Here is an 18,645-nt window from a genome sequence, read left to right on the forward strand (position 1 = left end):
TGCTGGTGGCGGGGAAGAGCCGACGGCGGAGCCACAGCGACACGTAGACCAGCGCGACCAGGACCGGGACCTCGATCAGCGGGCCGACGACCCCGGCCAGCGCCTGCCCGGAGGTCGCGCCCCAGGTAGCGATTGCCACGGCGATCGCGAGCTCGAAGTTGTTGCCCGCCGCGGTGAACGCCAACGTGGTCGTGCGCTCATAGCCCAGCCCGACCGCGCGGCCGAAGGCGTAGGACCCGGCCCACATCACCGCGAAGTACACGAGCAGGGGCAGCGCGATCCGAGCCACGTCCAGCGGCCGGGACGTGATCGCGTCGCCCTGCAGCGCGAACAGGATCACGATGGTGAACAGCAGCCCGTAGAGCGCGAACGGCCCGATCCTCGGCAGGAACGTCGCCTCGTACCACTCCCGGCCCTTCGCTCGCTCCCCGAACCGGCGGGTGAGGTAGCCGGCCAGCAGCGGGATGCCGAGGAAGATCAGCACCGACCGCACGATCGCCCACGCGGAGACGTCGAGTCCCGCGGTGGGCAGTCCCAGCCATCCGGGCAGCACGGAGAGGTAGAACCAGCCGAGGGCGCCGAACGCGATCACCTGGAACACCGAGTTCACGGCGACGAGGACGGCGGCGGCCTCGCGGTCGCCGCAGGCGAGGTCGTTCCAGATGATGACCATGGCGATGCAGCGGGCGAGCCCGACGACGATGAGCCCGGTGCGGTACTCGGGCAGGTCCGGGAGCAGCAGCCAGGCCAGGGCGAACATCAGTGCCGGCCCGATGAGCCAGTTCAGGACCAGCGAGGAGACCAGCAGGCGGCGGTCGCCGGTCACGGTGTCGAGCCGGTCGTAGCGGACCTTCGCCAGCACCGGGTACATCATCACGAGCAGCCCGAGGGCGATCGGCAGCGAGACGCCGTCGATCGCGACCGCGCCGAGCGCCTCGCCGAGCCCGGGGATCAGACGGCCGGCGAGCAGCCCCACCGCCATCGCGGCGAGAATCCACACCGGCAGGAACCGGTCGAGGGTGGAGAGCTTCGCGACGACACCGGCCTCGGACGGGTCGGTGGTCTCGGTGGTGTTGAACGCGCTCACGCCTCCACCACCGGCAGCTCACGGCGGGCCTCGGGCCCGGTCGTGGCCAGACCGTCGGGCACCGTGTCCGGAGCGGCGGGAACCAGCACCGCCGCCAGCGCCTCGAGCACGTCGGGCTCGATGCGGTAGTAGACCCAGGTGGCGCGGCGTTCACCGGTGATCAGTCCGGCCTCGCGGAGCACTTTGAGGTGGTGGCTGATCGTGGGCCCCGACAGGTCGAAGACCTCGGTCAGGTCGCACACGCACGCCTCTCCGCCGGCGTGCGAAGCGATCAGCGACAACAGCCGGAGCCGAACCGGGTCACCCATCGCTTTGAACAGCCGGGACAGCTCACCGGCCTGCAGCCCCGAGAGGGGTTCGCGGACGAGCGGCGAGTAGCACCCGAGCTGAGCGGCGAGCCCCTCGAGCGTGTCCTGCTCTTGCTTCGACATGCATCTACTTTGACATCGATGAGATCAGCTAGCAAGGGCTGATTAGATTGACCTCGATACAAGCCTCTGGCTCGCCTCCGTGCAGTCCGCTCTGTGAGACCGTGCAGCCGACTTCGGTAACTGACACTCTCGCAGTTGAGACGCTGGTCCTGTGACCGCCGCGGAGCTCTATGAGCTGGTTCCCGACCATGAATCGGGTGAGCTTCTCGAGGCCCGCGACGAGCTGACCGCGCGGGCCGAGTCCTACGCGCGCGGCGCCCGGGCGGCGAACACGTGGTCGGCCTACGAGCGGCAGTGGCGCCGGTTCGAGTCGTGGTGCGCGGCGGCGGGGGAGCGGGCCCTACCGGCGGACCCGGTGACCGTCGCCCGGTTCCTCGCCGACCTCGCCCCTGTCTGGCGTCCGGCCACGCCTTCCGATGCGTCGAGCTCGGTGGTGGCGGGGCAGGTGTGTGAGCGGGAGGGGCTGCGGCCTGGCACGTTGTCCGGCTATCTGGCGGCGATCTCGGTGGTCCACCAGACCGCGCAGCTGGCCAACCCCGTCACCGCTGAAGTCGTGCGGCGGACCATTACCGGGATTCGCCGCCACCCCGGCGTCGCCCCGACCCGCCGCCGCGCCGCCGCCCGCCGCGAACCGCTCGTTGAGGTCCTGCGGTTGTTGAAGCCGGAGGAGGTGCTGGCGGATGCTCGGGACCACGCGCTGCTGTTGATCGGGTGGAAGGCGGCGCTGCGCACCGACGACCTCGCCCGCCTGCAGATGGCCGACCTGCACCCCTCCGAGCAGGGTCTCTCGGTCCACCTGTCCCGCTCCAAGACCGACCAGCACGGCACCGGCACCACCATCGGCATAGCCGCACCCTCTCCAGAAGTCAGCGCGGGGGAGGGGAGTGAGGAGTCGACGCTGCTCGACGCTGGTGCCGCCTGGACCCGCTGGCGCGACCTGCTCGGCTCCCACGGCATCCTCGACGGCCCCGCCTGGCGCGGCATCGACCGCTACGGCCGCCGCCCCCGCACCGGCGGGCTGCACCGCAACTCGATCGCCGAGATCATCAAACGCCGCGCCGCCGCCGCGGGGCTCGAGGACGCCGAGCGGTGGGGCGGGCACAGCCTGCGCCGCGGGTTCGCCACCGAGGCCATCGCCGCCGGCGTCCCCGAACGCGATGTCCAACGCCACGGCCGCTGGCGCTCCCGCGCCTCCATGGACCCCTACATCGACGCCGCCCGCACCTTCGACCCCACCAACCCCACCCACTGGCTCACCTGACTGTATGTATGGCGACAAGAGATAAATGGCTCTGCACCGAGGCCGAGTGGCGGGGGCCAATTAGCTCCTAACCTTCACGCGTGACTGTGACAGTCGGGCTTTGGGGTAAGCTGCTCCGCGATGAGCCCCCGGACGGATCGTCGCAGCCAACTCTGCGCACTTTGCGGATCGCGCTTGTCTTCGCGTCGTGGAGAACATGTCCTTCCAACCTGGCTGATCAATGCACGATTTCCTGCTGCGACGGGCCCCTTCAAGAGTGGTAAGCCAAACCGCCAATCAAACGACGAACCCGAGCTGCAGTACATCGACTTCCCTCGGGTTATGTTGCCGTGCTGCAGGGAATGCAACAATACCTTGGAGCGCAGGTTCGAGACACCGAGTCGCGAGGTAGTGCTGCGGCTCCTCGACGGCGAACCGATCGCCGCTGGGGGAGATGCTCGACAAGTCCGACTTTGGCTGCTGAAGACGTGGCTGCTCCTCGCGCACCCAGCAGCGGAATACAAGGATCCGCTTCTCGCCGACGCAATCGCCCCGTGGCATTCGGCGCCTGCAGAGCTCTACACATGGTTGGTCGACGAGACCGGGGAGCCGCCCGCTTCGCTGAGTGCATGGGCGCATCGTTACGAGCCACCGTACCGCCAGGACGTCAACGTTCCGGTAATCGTTCTTCCAAATGTGCGCACCGGTTCGCAGACCTGGACCTTCGAATGTTTTGAACTCAGCCTCCAGACCGTCAACGTGACGCTGCTCTTTCATCCTGGGTGGCCGATCGATCACCCCGGAGAACTAGAAGGAACCGTCGTTCAGCTCTGGCCCGCCGACCTCGAGGTGGAGATACCGGTCCTGCCACAGAGCAACCACCGCCCAGTGCTCTGGCGTCCTTCGCCCTGGCGCCTGACCTTCCGCGACGGTACTTACAGGCGCGAGACGGTGCCCCCGCTTCGCGCGGGGACGGAGCCGGCCGATCTAGTCAGGCATCTGTTGCTCTAGCGAGATTGCTGCAGAACGTATCACGCGCAAACCCGCCGGGGGTCCATGGTCGGATCGATGCAGTCGGCCAATTGTCTCGAGCGCCACTATGGTGCTGGACCTTGACCGCCCCCCGTCTACACGAGGATACAGTGCGGGCGACCATTGGCTCATGGACCCAGACACTCTGGTCGCTGCGATCTCAGCGTTCATCGCCGTCGTCACTGTTGCGGTGTCGTGGTGGTACGGGCGGAGACAGTCAAGGATCGCCGCGGGCGCAAGGGACACTGCCGAACAGGCGCTCGCCAACGCGCGCACGCTCACCGCGATGACAGTCCGACAGACCGCATTGGCAGAGAAGGCCAACGATGACGCTGACGCACCGAGGTTCGATCTGGGCAGCTAGAACTGCGGGAGACTGGATGGACGCTCCCCCTATCGATGACCCGCGGACCCAGATGTGCGCTCCGGATACGCGCTGATGTCGAGTACCAGTCGCCCCTCGAGGGCTTTGAAACCCACACGCGATCCATCGTGCAAGGTGGCGACTTCTGGCTTGAGTGGTTTGATGACGATTGGGTCCCTGGCAGTGCGATCGACCTCGAGCTCGACATTGGCCGCCACAGCTTTCCCGGTACGGAAATTCAGGTCGACGCAGTGATCTCGGTGACCGCGCGAGAATCGATTCCTGAGGGAAGGTGCTGGGCTGATTGGGCAGAGAAGAGAACCTGGATGTCACGTTGAGTTGCGCGCTCACTCGCCAGTGACGGGCCGTCGGAACAGCCGATTGTCTCTGCGGCGATGTTCAATCGCCCTGCCCGAGGGCCGTCTTGGCGGGGGGCAGGCCCACCTTCGATGGCTACGCTGGTCTCCGATTTCCTGCCACACGAAGGTATCCGGTCGGGTGCATTCAGAAGCGTTTCGAGTGGGCTCGACGTCCGCACCGGACTGCCTGTTGCCGCCGCCGCGGCGCACGACACGTTCGGTTGGAGTGGCTGGACGCCTACGTGGTGGCATGGATCGATGAGGAGGTGAATCGCCAATAAAATCCTCGATTAGTCCATCTGGGAGTCACAGGCGGGCTGGTTTGACCCGGTAGGCTGGATCAGATCTATAGTGCCTTCATGGTCTCAGTCGACCCAGCCGTCTCTCTGTCAGATCTCTCTGCGCAGAGGGCACTATCGCGCGAACAGGCGAGTTCGGTGCCCGGGCTCCGTGGCGGCAAGGGGGTATGGCTACCGCTCGTGCTGGAGCTGGTTAGCTTAGTCGGGGATGGTCGAGCTACAAACCTCGACGCCAACGCCGAGCTGACTTTCGACCTCGCGGAGATCGAGCAACGCCAGGGCGGCGCAGCAGCGAAACGTGAACCGGCAACCTGGCGCGAGTACTACGGTTTCCTCAAAGCTCTAAAATTGGTAGACATTGCCGCGACTGGGCTTCGCCTGACTGACGTAGGGCAGGATCTCAAGGCCGATCCGACTACGGCCCACCTCTCGGCCATCTTCGCCGACCATGTACGACTTTTCGCAGAGACTCTTGCGTTGCTTCTCGAGGAGTCTCTTACCATTGATGAGGTCGACGACCGGGTCCAGTCACTGTACAAGCAATCTTGGCGTACAAGGGCAAGTACCCGAAGTCGAATGGACTGGCAGGAAGTGTTAGGTCTAATTGAAGGCGTTGGGAGCCGACGCTGGAGGGCCACGGATGCGGGACGCGCGCTGCTGAGCAATCGGATGATTGTGACTCCGCAGGCGTTCGAATCAAATCTCGAGGATACGGTCGCTCTGCCCCACGCTCCCGCGGCAATCGCGGAATCTTTGGATGAGCTGCGGACCGCGACACGGACTCAGGACTCGCGCAGTACTTACAACATTTGGGTTCCCAGCCCTCCGTCTGATCCTAACAAGGTGGAGAATCTTAGAACCATTGTGAACGCTGCGTTCAGTAAGATCGAGCGCGAAGAGCTTTTCTCATTTATCTGCCAACGCTTCAATCTAAAACGCAGCAGCGTCGAGTCCATGCTGCCCTTCATGCGCGCTTCCGGGCTGCTCCACGAGGTTGGTCGCGGCGTGTACGAAGCGACTCTGGCGGCACAAGCGTGGGTCGACTCAGGTGAAGACGTCAACTTTGTGCGAATTCTTCACGCTAACATGCGCTTCATCGGCGAGATGGTCCGGTTCGTTCAAGCCGACGTGCCTCGGAATTCGATATACGCGGAGGCGAAATACTACGGTCTCAATAGAGACAAGTGTCGATGGATCGCCAGTTTCCTGCTCGACACAGGATTGATTGAAGAACCTCGGTACGGAAGTCTCAGGGCTACTTCCCGCGGGCTCGCGCTGCTCGCCGAGCTGCCTCTGGCGGATGTTCCTTCGCAAGAACAAACAGTAGATCACGAGGATCGACCGGAGCACGTCGCAGCTGTCCCGACCGATACCGGTCGGTCGTCCGTCGGCCAAGAAGTTGTTAGGTTCTCGCGGGAGCCGCTCCTTGGCGGCCAAGCCTCCGGTCGCGGGCTCGAGATCGCGATCCGAGACCTTCTTGTCGTTTTGGGGTTCGAGGCGCGTCTTATAGGCGGGTCGGGGGATGCGGACGTGGTAGCCCGATGGACAAATCCGGATGGCTCGAGGTCGACTGCGATTGTGGAAGCGAAGGCGCGATCGGCGGGGACGGTAACCCATAATGACATCAGCGACGTAGCGATCGAGACTCACAAGTCGCGTCACGAAGCATCTTACGTCGCCATCGTGGGACCGGGTTTCAGTGGCGATACAATCAAGAATATGGCGGAGCAAAAGAGTTGGGCGCTGTTGGACGCCGACCGGCTGGCTTCCCTCGCCGAAGCTTCAGTTGCACTCGGCTTGCGGCCTTTCCAAATAGCCATGATGTTTCGCGTGCCGAGTGGCATGAACGCTCTCGAAGATCTTATTTCAACCGAGCGACGAACGCTCGATATCTTGTCATTCCTTATTGGAAAGCTTGTTGAAGAAGCCAACGAGTCCGGGGAGGCAATCTCGGCTCGCGATGTGTCTAGAGACGGTCGTCGGACCGAGTTGTCGCCTAGCGTCGAAGAGGTCATGATCTCCATAGAGACTCTGTCGCGGCTGCAAGTCGATGTGTTGAGAAAAGTCGATGCAGCCGGCGATCCAAAGTTTGCCACCTATGTGTTAGGTGATGTAACGGCGGGCTCAGCTCAATTACGCGCCCTCGCAGATGCTGTTGATCGTGGCAATGTCAATAGGGGACGATGACGGCGATGGCACGCTCCCCAAAGGTGCATGGGGATGAAAGCCGAGGTGATTGCACCATAGATCGGTCTGTGTAAGTTGCGGCTGACCCTGTTGCAGCGCGAACGTTCTGATGGCAGTGTGCAATGTGGTTCTCGGGACTCATTCGACGGTGTGCAAATGCAACGGCTAACCGAAGGCGATGGCTGGACGTCAGCGGGTAGTATCAGTTGACGGCGCTGGACCGAAAGACTCGCGAGTGGATGCGAGGTATCGAGTGGCTGACATAACGTGCGATCGCGGATGACCTGGTGGGGTTCACGCTCTGATCGGGCTTCTCTCGTCATCCGCCCCAGCCGCCGGGGGTGGTCTGGCCTGGGAGCGCGTAGGTCCGCCCGAAGCCGCCGGGGCCGACGGAGGAGGGGAAGTCGTCGGCCGCGAGGGTCCAGTCGGTGCTGGGCGTGCCAGGGTTCGGCGGCGGCGTGGGCGTCGAGGAGCTCGGCCAGCCAGAGGCACAGGACGGCTTCGGCGGGCTGAAGTTCGGGAGGCGCTGCCAGGTGGACGGTCGGCATCCGGTGGCGGGTCTGGTAGGTCAGTAGGAACGCTCGGCCGTCGGGGCCGAGGAACGTGCGGCGTGAAGGACGGCGTCGTCGGCCGTCGGGGACTTCGAGACGCAGCGTGAGCTGTGCTGCCGGGATCGTCCAGTAGCGACCGAGCCGGTAGGCGCCGGCGACCGCGGTGCCGTGGTCGTCGACCTAGTGCACCACGAGGTCGGGCGGCTCACCGTCGACGTTGCTGTCGAGTTCGTCGGGGGTGTCGAGGCGGTGCTGCAGGCGGAGTCGCTGCGGGCCGATGCGCGGTGATGCGTGGGGCCGTCGGTCGTGTAGAGCTCTTCGCGGTGCAGTTTGGCGTGCGGGTCGAGTCCGAGCTGCGGGTGATGGTGGCGATCGGGCCGCCGGTGACGGTGCCGGGGCGGCGAACCCGGCGGCGAGGTCGAAGCCTGCTTCGGCTCTGAGGTTCCTTCCCAACCCCGGCACGACGCCGACCGCGAGGCCCCCGATCGCGGCTCCCACTTCGGTGACCACAGGTCGGGCACGTGCCGCCACGAGCAGTACCCCCCAGCGCTCCGCGTGATAGCCGCCGAGTGGCAGCGCGGCTCGCCCGGAGCGCGCCAGACACTCCAAACCCTCCTGTCGTCGACTCATGGCGCGCCCGCGTCGGAGGCTCGGCACCCACGATGGCTACCTTGGACGGACGCCCTCGTGGGTAGTACTCGCCATTCCTTACCTCAACCCATAATTCTGCCGGCCTTAGTCTTCGAGCTAGGCTTGATTGCTCCCGTTCGGCCTGAAGTTGAATGTTGCCGCATTTCCCCATGTTGCACGCTTGAGCCCAATGCTCTCCTTGAATAGAGTCCTGTCCCCGCACGTCCACATGACCGTGAGTGTCAAGCCGTTTCCTGGGACGCTAAAGTCCTGGCTAAAGGTCTGCTTGGACCTCGTCTTTTGACCCGTCCAGTTGGTCGTCTGCTGAAGGCGCTGGAATCCGCCCTGATTCCCATCGCCGACATACAGAAAGCCTACGTCGCCCCGTCCCGTCAAGAGACCGTCACAGGCTACGGACCCTTTCACTGTCATCTGAGAACTCCACGCCCATGCGCTCGCAGCGGGCGCCGTCGCGGCAAGCGCAGCAACGCTCAGCATGGCGGCCAATAGAAGAAGTCGGAACCTGCGCAGAATTGCCCGCATCAAACAATCCCCTCTGGGTGCATATAGGGGTCGGCATCGCTGATCGACGCAACATGAGCCCCTGCCGACAGTAATCGTCGAAAGATCACAGTCTCGTTACGCACGCCCAGAGAGATTTCTGTCCTGTAGGCGCAATTCGGACAAGTCGGGTCTACTTTTTGATATGTAGCCTACCTACTACCCCGTCTGGCGCACCGAAGACCACTGCCTGGTTCCCCATACCAGAGTCCAGGCGTCTGGCCCCTGCGGCTTCGCCCAGGCGGGCGCCAACCAGGTTGAGGGCGCGGCTCGCCAGTTCTGGTCAGAAGCCGCCGGCACCGCGACAGGCCGGGAGCACGCGTTCCCGCGGATGGGCTGAGCCGAGCTCGGCGAGGCGATGGCGGAGAAGCTCGGCTGACCGATGCGGCGGCCGCAGTGCCTGCACATCGTGCGACGCTGAACTCAATCGAAAAGCAATTTGAGAATCCTCGACACACACGAACTCTGCTTCCTCAGCCTGGTTCCGGCCGCCCCTCGGGGACCCCGCGACGCGAGCGAGGCCGTCCAGAGCTGAAGCTTCTCGTCTCTAGTTTGATGTTCGGCTGGTGCGACCGCCCTAGGACGCCGGGCAAGACCACGTAGCAATAATCATGGTTTGTACCGCGAGGAATAGGAGGGGGTTCTCGCAGACCGATGGGGCAATAGATGGACGGAACCAGGAGCTCCGGCCCCCAACCTGTCAAGACGAGTCTGCTGGGGGCAAGCAGGTTCGTCGCCCGAACTCGCCGAGAAGCGGACCAAGGCGCCGTCGCGGCCCGGCTCGACCGGAATGCGGACTCGGCGTGTGCTGGCAGGCAGGACAGCAGAGTCCTTCGCGGACCCTGACCTGCGCCATGCTGCGGGGCTGCGGTGCCCGGCGAGGGTGCCGGGGGCGCGCATCAACTCATCGCGATGTGGGCGCTTCCTTTCACGCAGTCGCCCGCGCGGCCGGTCTCCTGCCATTCGGCCCCGGAGGTGGAAGTGCACGTCCATCCGCGCACGACTTGCCTGAGCGTGTACGTGGCATCGTCCGGTATGGGCATCGAGTAGTAGGTCGTGACCACATCCCGCGCTTCAGCGCACGGCGTACGGCCGTCCAGTACGGACACACCAACGCTGCTGCCCGTGATCGCGTTGTTGACCTTCCCGCAAGCCGGGGTGCCGGCGCCCACTCGGGTCGGGGCAGCTCCTTTCGCTGAGGTGGCGTCGGAGTTCGCGGCTGTGGTGGCGGCGCGGCTGGTGCCCGGCAGGATGAGGTCGTAGAGCAGGGCGGTGTCGGGCCCGAACGCGATCTGGAGGCCGTTCGGGCCGAGGTAGACCAGGCCTTCGTCCTGATGGGTGATACGCGTGGTGCGCATCGTCTCGCGAAGCACGTTGCGGGTGTCGGCGGAGCTCGTCGCGGTGCGGACCTCGTTGCGCGAGCTCGGCTGCGTGACCCGGCTGAGGGTGGCGACGTCCAGCGGCTCAAGGGCCCGGTAGAAGTCCCGGATGGACGCGGCCACGGCGCCAAGTACCGGTTGTCCTTCCTGGTCGAGCAACACCGGCCCGATATCAGCCGCGGGGCCCGCGGGCGTGCTCGTCTGGGACGGCGCAGATGCTGTGGCGCTGACGCTGCTGGGTGTCTGTGTCTGCGGCGCCGGTGTAAGAGCCCACCAGCAGATACATCCGGCGAGGACGATGGCAGCGGCGAAGGCGATCAGCGCGACGCCAGGTCGCCTCCGCCGAGCGGGAATTCCCGAGTCGGTCCGTTCACCGGCCTTCGGACCGCGGGGCTCGGTCGCCAGGGGCGGTGCTTCCGCGGACCGCGGCGCGGCCGTGATGCAGCGCCCGGGGGATGGCAGCGGCAGCGGCACTGTGTCGGCATCGGCCCCGAAGGAAATTCGCCCCGCCCCGCGATGTTCGGCGCCTGGCGTCGGCCTCGCGATGACGGGGCTCGTTGCGGGCCGGACCCGGCCCGGTAGCCCGGGCGCCGACACCACGTGCCGGCCGACCGGGCGCTGCTCGAGCGGAGGCGGAGCCAGCGGACGTGGTCCGAGCGGGTGCTGGCCGATGTAGCGCGTCATGGATTTACCCCCCGGGGCCCTCCGCCGTCGGCGGCGGTGACTGGTCATCGCTTTTCAGGCCCGCTTCGTGACACAGGCGCGTCCGCTGGCCACCGAGGCCTCCGACGTTTCGTTCCGCGAGCGCAGCGCAAAGGCACATAGTCCTGGTGGTGGGGAAGACGCGAACGATCTCGCCAGCGCGGCCAACGGGCGTTCCGCTTCCCGAACCCCCGGCCTCGGCCAACGCGCCACTGCGTAGAGACGCGTCCTCGTGCTCGACGATCTACGTGCGAGGAGACATGTCCGTGTCGGGTCAAACGGGCTTCATGTGCTCCCGGCGTGAAGATCGCCCTTAAGGCCAGGGAGTGTTGAGGTGACGCGGTCCCTTCGGCGATCCGTCTGTCGGCAAGCCTGGCTCTAATCCGAGATCGTTCACGGGTTCGAGCTGGGCCGCTCCTCGCACAGTGAGCCCTCGTGTGACCGTGGGAGCGTTCAATGTTGGATGGCCACGTACAGGTCGCTGGGTGTCTCGGTCGGCTTGGCCAAGACGGCACCGAGCGGGGACGAAAGGACCCATTGGCCGTTGTAGAACGCCGAGAGCTTGAGTTGCGTGGTGCGGCATGGAACGTCGAAGCGGGTTGGAACGCCGATCTTGGCCGCCACGGTCCGGTCGACCCAGACGTCCTCGGCCAGGTCCATGTACCCGTCGATCGACTGGTAGGACTCGTCGACGCCGGAGCTCTCGCCGGTGTAGGTGATCATGAGGGGCATGCTGTCCTGGCCGGGCGCGCAGCCGGGAATGGTGACGTCGGCGGGTGGCGGTTGGTACTGCGACGGCGACGATCCGGCCGAGGACTGTGAGCCGGTCAGGACAGCGGCGCACGATGCCGTCGTGGGGCTCGTGTTTCGGACTGGCGGGTCGGGACTGCGATAGGTGTTCTCTTCCAAGGAGCATGTCGCGGTGCCGCTTGTGCTGCGCACGGTCATCTGCACGGCGACGTTCGCGTTACACAGTCCGGACACTTCCGCGCCGACATTGTCGACGGTGTTGGTGTCGCCGCGCGTCTGCAGTTGAGTGGCTAGAGGCCCGTCATTGATGACCGTCCCGTCCACCACGATCCGCACCGAGGCGTCAGCAGGGCCGAAGAGAAGCCGGACGTCGCTCGAGCCGCGATCGCAGTCGGGGAAGGTCGCAAGGCCGGCCGGGATCGGCCGGTTGGTGGCCTGCGGCGCCGGCCGTTGTGCGCTGGTCGTCGGCGACGTTCCGCCGGCTTGACTGCCGACGGGGGCAGAGTCGCGGACACCCGCGATGATGGCGCACAGCACCAGGGCGGCCACCACCCCCGCGCCCAGCCACCTCTCGGGGCGTGTCAGCCGCGGCACCGAGGTTCGCGGGCCGCCGGCACTCTGACCGGCTCCCGAGAGGCGCTCGCGCAGGTTAAATGGCGGCTCCCCGAAGAACCGTCGCGCTCCGGCCGGCAGATACCAGGCCGCAGCGAGCGCGGCGAGCATCCCGACGACCACCCAGCCTCCGCCGAAGCCGTCTCCGGCGAGGCTGCAGGCGACCATCGCAATGCCCGCGGCCACGATCACCGCGAGCCGGACGCGGCGGTCGCCGGCCTGGAGCCGGCCCCGGCAGCCGAGGACCACCCCGACCGAGATGAGCTGCAGTGCACCCGCGACGACATAAGGGCCCGCGTATTGCAGCTCCGCGGGATCGGTGAACGCGTAGAGCGCCGTGACAACGCCGAGACCCGCGATCCAGAGGGGCGCCGAGGCTCCGGGCGCCGAGTTCACTGTCGGTGATGCGGAGCCGACTCGCCCCTCCACGGCGAGCAGCCCTGCGCCCGCGAGGGCCAGTCCGATCGAGAGGAGGACCGTCCAGCCACCGAGCGGTCGCCCGGCGGTATACGCCAGGGCCCCCCACGTCGTTCCCACTCCCAACGCGACGGCCAGAGTGGGATCGATGCGACCCCGGTGGGGGAGCAGTCCCGTGACCGTCACGGCGCAAGCGGACATCGTCAGGAGCAGGACCGTGCCCAACACGGACCGAACGGCGTAGATCCCGGACCCCCAGCCTCGGGCTAGTGCCACGATGCTCGCGACCGTCAGGGACACTGCCAGCAAACCACTCGTGATGCGCACGGCCCAGCCGGCGGCGTCCGACCAATCTGCCGTCGCGAGGCGGGGCCCGATTGGCGGACGTCCGTGCGGCCTCGAGGGGCCTACTCGCGGGATAGGCGCGGTCGGCGGGTCCTCCTCCGGCCTCGGGGAGTGTGGTCGGCCACCGGTCGGATCGCTGGGGGTGTTCGCCTCCAGCATTAGCGGACGTGAGTGACGAGGACGGGTCACGTCCGACGCCGGTGGCATCACGGGACGGGTCCCACCGCTGCCCTGCCTCGCGCCGCGGTGCAGCTGCGGTAGCTGCGGTCGCTGGCTATGACCGAGAGCGGGCCATGCCGCCCTGCCCGGCTCCGGTCTCGATCCGTCGAACCTTCTGTTGTCCACGTTCCCCCAGTCCAGCGATAATCTTAGTTCATCGAAGCCGCCAGATGGCTTCAGCGGGCCGACCCTCATGGTGAACTGCGAAACGACGAACGGTGATACGTGCAGCTGATGACTTGGCCAGGTCCTTCTATTTCTCGGCGCGGGCCGTATTTCTGATATAGATCGAGAGGTAGGGCTCCGAGTTCGAGTGGCCCCGTTCGGTGACCGGGAGCCGGCCGACGCGAGGTGCGTCCATCATGACCGGCGTGCTCGGTTTTGTCGTTCGTTGATCGACAGGTGGTCGGGACTCTTCTGAGGTTCGTCGACAGGTGCGCGGCGGGCAGAATGAAGGGTTCGCTCCTCAAATCGCCCTGGGAGTCCTCGAGGCCGGACACGCCAAGCTCACGCTGTTCAGTAGGGCGTGCAGATGTCGGGGTAGCCGGTGACTTCGCTGGTGGTGGGAGTTTCTCCGTGGCTGGGGAAGTACCAGGTGATCTTGCGGTAGCCGAGGTGGCCTTGGCAGGGGCCGAGGTCGGAGGCGGTGACGACGGCGGGGGACTGGACGCCGTCGGAGTTCGCGCCGTTGGGTGGGACCCAGGACGCGGTGCCGGTGGCGGTCGCGGTGGGTCCGCCCCAGGTCTTCCAACGCAGGTTGGTCACGACCGAGGTGCCGTCACCGTTGGCGTTGGCCTCGCTGGGGCGGACCTGGCCGTAGCCGGTGCTGCCGGGCGACCACCCGGCGGCGCCCAGGGTCGGGACGGGGCCGGCGGGCGAGCTCGCCACAGCCGTCGTGCTCGCCGCACCGGAGGCGTCGGTGGCGCGGTCAGTGCCGGGGAGGATCAGTGCGTAGAGCAGGGCGGTGTCAGGTCCGAAGGCGATCTGCATCCCGCCGGGGCCGCGGTAGACCAGTCCTTCGTCCTGGTGCGTGAGCGGGGTGGTGCGCATGACCTGTCGCAGCGTGGCGCGGGTGTCGACCGACGTCGTCGCGGCGCGGACCTCGCGGCGTTGCCCGGGTTGGGTGACTCGGTCCAGCTCATGCGGGTCGAGGGGGTCGAGCGCCTGGTAGAAGGCGCGGATGGCCCTCGCGACGGGGCTGGGGATGAGCTGCCCTTCCTGGTCGAGCAGCATCGGTCCCGGGTCCGGCGCAGGTGCGGCGGGGGCCGCCCCCTGGGCGGCAGGAGTGACCGCAGCGGACACCGGTGAGGCTGTGGTGTCGGGCTGGGTTGTCCACCACCAGCCGCCAGCGCCGAGGACGAGCAGCATCACGACTAACGCGAGGGCAATCAGGATTGGCCGGCGTCTGCGGGGTGTTCGGGGTGGGCCGGCTACGAGCGCAGTGCCCTGGCCGAAGGGCTCGCATCGCGGGGGAGCGATGGGCCTGATCTGGCTCGGGTTCGCGTCGAGGTGGTGGACCTGGCGGTGAACGGGAATCGGGATGGTGACCGGCTCGTGGTCGCTGTCGGGTCCGACCCCCGGGTTGATGAGGCCGGTGTTCGCGGCGGCAGGGCCCGCCTGCCTCGCGGGATCAGCCCGGCGGTGCGCAGTCCGTCGTTGATCGATGTTGTGTCCCATGAAGCTCCCCCCGACCCCACCCGCCGACCGCGGTGGTCACTGGTCATCGCCGCGAGCTGCTGATTTGTGACACAGCGCCTCCGCTCCGGCGAAGTGGCTCGCCGCCACAGGCTGACCGCCCGTGCCCTCACCCGACTTGGCCCGACGCAGTACGCGGGCGCGCTGGAATCTGCAATGTGCTCTTCGAACACGTACAGCGCAGGCGTCTAAGGGCGCCCTCGAAGCGGGTGGCGTCGGCCGGGGAAGTGCTCCGACCTATACCTGACGTGAGCGGCTCAGGGTGCGTAACGAACCGGATGGACGGAGCGACGGGAGTGCTGTAGGCCTGTCTCACCGGACCCCCGACTCGGTGAGGCAGGCCTACTGCCATGTCCGGGCAGCCACATCTACGAGTCGGCTCCGCCGCGGAAACCGGGCCTCGGACCGCCGCGGTGTCAGGCGGACGTGCGGCATCGTTCGTAGCGGCCGGCCGAGCATGGAGTCGCCGTCTCGCGGGAAACGCCCCGAGCAGGTGCTCGATCCACGGGGCGCGCTGCACCTCCTCAGCCACCGAGTTGCGTCGGACGGCGACGTCGAGAGCGCGTCGCTTCCCGTCAACGCGGCTTCCATGACGGGACAACAGGTCGGGATCGAGCACAGCTGACGCGCTCTTACTTCGTCTCGGTGGTCAGAATCGATCGGGGACGTGGCCCGCCACCGCCGAGCGCTGTAGGGGGGCCTGAGTAGGTCGAGCTCCTTGCCCACCGACGTCGGTGCACTGACCACGCAGGCCAGCAGGGATTGAAGGAGGCTGGGTCGGCTGACCGCGCTCGGTCGCAGCAGCCCCGCGTTCCCGAAGGGGCTGTAACTGTTGGACCGCTGAACGACGACAACGGGTCCGAGGAACACCTGGGGGAGTGGATGTCGTCACCTGTCGGATCGCTGAGATGCACGAGCTGCGGGTCCACCACGGCCAGCTCGTCCTGCCCAGCCTGCGGCACGCGACCCCGGTCGATCGATCAGCGGGCCGCCTTGAGGAGTCCTGGGTCGCGCACGTGCGAGCTACGAGTGGACGGGGACGACGCACCGACCGTGCGCATCCCTCTGCCCGGGGCCGCGGCGGAAGGAGGCTCGGCGGGTCTTCGACCTGTGTTCGCCTCGGACTCCTCAGCTGCCGCTTCCAGTCTGGGGATGGCCCGCTCACGGCTCCTTGCCCATTCGGGCCCTACTGCCCTAGTCGGTGTGGTCGTCGTGGCAGTGCTGGTCGTCGCCGCTGTCTGCTTCATTCCATTTCATAGTGGGCCCTCCGTCGTCGACCTCGCCCGTCCCGCAGCGGCTGACGCACCAGCAATGGCCCCAGCGGTGGCGGCGGCTCCGACGGTCCCAGCCGACCGCGCCGCAGCAATCTCGCCGCAACGGTCGACCAGGCCGACGGCCACTCGGTCCGGCGGCGACGATCGCTCCGCGCACTGCAGCTACACCCATACCAATTGGACTTGGTGGCAGAACTACGGGGATCGCACCGGCACCGATAGTTCGGCCTACACCGAGGCCTGCGGCCACGATCCCGACCCCACCTGGCTACAGACTGGACAACTGGCAGCGGCGCCGGCCACATCAAAGTCCAAGCCCGCCACCGCAGACCCCTATGGATGCGCCGCGTACCGCCGCGCGAACCCGACCGCAGGAACATCCGAGAGCCTGTGCAATTACAATTGGGGCCCTTCCCCGCCCGGCAACCCCCAGTCCTGCTGGACCGCCAAGCACGAGGGCGTTCCCGCGGAATACCGCACAACTTTCCTAGAGGGGTGCCGCAGGTACGGGTACAGCTAGCGGGTCTTACGACCATCGTCGGACGGCCTGAACTCCCGCAATGGCGGGATTCGTAGCTCCGCGGAGTACGGGCCGCCATCGGCTGGCGAACCTGAGCTACTGACATAAGCGGCGAAGATGGCTTTCGACCTTCGATGGTGCAAGCGACGGATACCAGCTGCCTGCATTAGAACGGCTGAAGTCGTCCTCGCGATCGTTGTTTCGCAGCCACTCTACTCAGCGTCAATCTCTAGGCCACCTCGCGGTACGGGCTCGGCTATGTCTTGCTCCTTCTGCTCGGGCCGTGCATTCCGGAGCTGAGGCTATCAATTGTATCGCCAGGCTGAGCTCAATGAACGGGTGGGCGACGCCGTGAGTGAAACGCGGCAATGAGACTCTAGCAACCGGCATGCCCTCATGGTCTAGTACTGATTGCCCGTATCCCGACCTGTCTGTCTTTCTAGCGATAGCGACGGTAGGTTTATACCCCCTCGGTTGATCATGGAAGAGGCGCCGCGGGGAGCGGTGCCCCAAAAGCGATCCATGCGGCGGCGAGGAGTAGTGTGGAGTAGAAGATCTTCTTCGTGGCAAAGTTGTGAAGTAGGCCAGGCGGAGCAGGGCGCAGCGCTTTGGCTGGTCTCGCGTGCGGTTTGATCGACTGGGTGCGGGTGTCGATCGGCATGAGGTCACGGCCTCGGAATGCGGTGAATGGCTCACCATCCGCATCGGGGTACTCTTTCACGAAAAGATCCGAGAACCGGTCGTAATGCACCATTGAGCCGTCTAGAAAAAGGCCATCATGTCCGAGCCACCATCCGCTACCGCCACACGTTCTGCAGTAGTCGTACAGCATGGGGTTTCTCAAGAAGTCAAAGTGCCCTAAGGGGTTCTCCGTCTGGCCCGTGATGCCAGTGCCGCCGCACCAGCCGCAACTCAGATGCCAAGCAGTCGGTCGTCGAGGTAGCGCTCGAGACGGCGGTTTCCGACTCACAGAGGGGGCTCCTCGACATCTGTTCGAACCTTGTGTGCTTGTCGTTCTGAGGTGAGTGGCAACGTGTGCGGGCGGCCGGGGGGGAGTGCGGTGGCGTTAAAGATCTTGGGTAGCGCGAGCGCGCCCCTCACCTATCCTGGCGAGGCGCCGAGATGGGGCGGGGCGTCGGGCAGGAACGCATGTTGTGCGGGCCGGGCTGAGGGGCGCCCCACGGCGGCGTAGGGGCGGTGTGAAACCACGGAGGCGGGCCCTGTGACGGGGTAGGGCGGGGAGGCGGCGGAGCCCAGTTCTGGGACTGGTGGTTCGGCGGTGGGAGTGGCCAGGGTGGAGGCGCAGGCGGAGCTGCAGGGACTCGACGTCCGATGCTGCCAAGCAAGCCCCGCAGCCGCGCGAGCGTTCCGCGCACGCCGCCTCTGTGGACTGCCCGCAGCAGCAGAGCCGACGCGGCCACCCCTACGAATAGGTTGACGATCTCTGTGCTCGAGGGCGCTTCAGCCGTCGCGGGATCGCGTGCGGTGGCGATCATTATGATTGCCTCGAGGGCGATGATGGCGTAGCCGCGAGTCAGGATATTGGGCAGTCGCCATCCCAGGAAGACCGCCCCGACGCCGAGCCAGTTTCCGAAGAAGAGGGCAATCCATAGCAGCACGCCGATCGCGACGCAGTTGATGAACGCCCAGACCGGCCCGAAGAGGAAGCCGGAGACGAAGAACCCGATGGACTGCATGTGCGGGTCCGTCCTTTCGTGGTGCGCCTACGTTGCGCCAGTGGTGCGTCTGCTATGCCTCGACGGTGGCAGAGTGAGGGTTCTGCGCGCTTCCGTGTCAGCACGGAGCGCCGTTGGGCTGTCCGGCTGATGGCAGACCTTGGGCTGGGTGAGCGACCTGCGTGCAAGAGTGAACCGCCCCGGGCCTGGGTGAGGCTGGGCGTCAGGCCGCGGCGGCCTGCCGGGTTATCGCGGCAGTGTAATGGGCTTCCCATTCAACCGGCGGCAGGTATCCGACCGACGAATGAAGGCGTT

8 protein-coding genes are annotated in these 18,645 nt (G+C 66.2%); 3 read left to right on the top strand and 5 right to left on the bottom strand.

Annotated elements, in window-relative coordinates; all coding sequences use genetic code 11:
* Both arsB and LN037_RS31200 read right to left on the bottom strand, forming a co-directional pair.
* A partial coding sequence (gene arsB / locus LN037_RS31195) for an ACR3 family arsenite efflux transporter (RefSeq protein ID WP_308286219.1) occupies positions 1-1,087 on the bottom strand: 1,087 nt, incomplete at its 3' end.
* Entirely contained in the window at positions 1,084-1,518 is a 435-nt protein-coding gene (locus LN037_RS31200; RefSeq protein WP_230760853.1) for an ArsR/SmtB family transcription factor, read from the bottom strand. The genes LN037_RS31200 and arsB, both read right to left, overlap by 4 nt.
* A gap of 151 nt (positions 1,519-1,669) precedes the next feature.
* Between LN037_RS31200 and LN037_RS33990 the strand changes: the two genes are divergently transcribed.
* The 3 genes from LN037_RS33990 (at position 1,670) to LN037_RS31215 (ending at position 6,999) form a co-directional block, all read left to right on the top strand.
* Complete coding sequence (locus tag LN037_RS33990; protein WP_230760855.1) at positions 1,670-2,779, top strand: tyrosine-type recombinase/integrase; 1,110 nt, start codon at positions 1,670-1,672, stop codon at positions 2,777-2,779.
* 390 nt (positions 2,780-3,169) lie between these two features.
* Entirely contained in the window at positions 3,170-3,769 is a 600-nt protein-coding gene (locus LN037_RS31210) for a hypothetical protein (protein WP_230760857.1), read from the top strand.
* Between the two features lie 1,223 nt (positions 3,770-4,992).
* Positions 4,993-6,999: a double winged helix-containing putative transcriptional regulator gene (locus tag LN037_RS31215; protein ID WP_230760859.1), complete on the top strand. Its 2,007-nt coding sequence runs from the start codon at positions 4,993-4,995 to the stop codon at positions 6,997-6,999.
* Between the two features lie 2,641 nt (positions 7,000-9,640).
* On the opposite strand, the gene LN037_RS31220 is transcribed toward LN037_RS31215, so the two are convergent.
* From LN037_RS31220 to LN037_RS31230, 3 genes are all read right to left on the bottom strand, one after another.
* A complete protein-coding gene (locus tag LN037_RS31220) occupies positions 9,641-10,282 on the bottom strand; it encodes a hypothetical protein (RefSeq protein WP_230760860.1) in 642 nt (213 codons plus the stop codon).
* Between the two features lie 993 nt (positions 10,283-11,275).
* Complete coding sequence (locus tag LN037_RS31225) at positions 11,276-12,829, bottom strand: hypothetical protein (protein WP_230760861.1); 1,554 nt, start codon at positions 12,827-12,829, stop codon at positions 11,276-11,278.
* An 852-nt stretch (positions 12,830-13,681) separates the two neighbouring features.
* Positions 13,682-14,467, bottom strand: a complete 786-nt coding sequence (locus tag LN037_RS31230; RefSeq protein ID WP_230760862.1) for a hypothetical protein — start codon at positions 14,465-14,467, stop codon at positions 13,682-13,684.
* Positions 14,468-18,645: the final 4,178 nt, after the last annotated feature.

It is taken from the genome of Actinomycetospora soli (genome assembly GCF_021026295.1).
In the GTDB taxonomy this organism is placed as follows: Bacteria; Actinomycetota; Actinomycetes; order Mycobacteriales; family Pseudonocardiaceae; genus Actinomycetospora; species Actinomycetospora soli.

Coding starts and splice junctions, on each gene's coding strand:
- LN037_RS31200 (WP_230760853.1), bottom strand. CDS start 1,518: ATGTCGAAGCAAGAGCAGGACACGCTCGAGGGGCTCGCCGCTCAGCTC.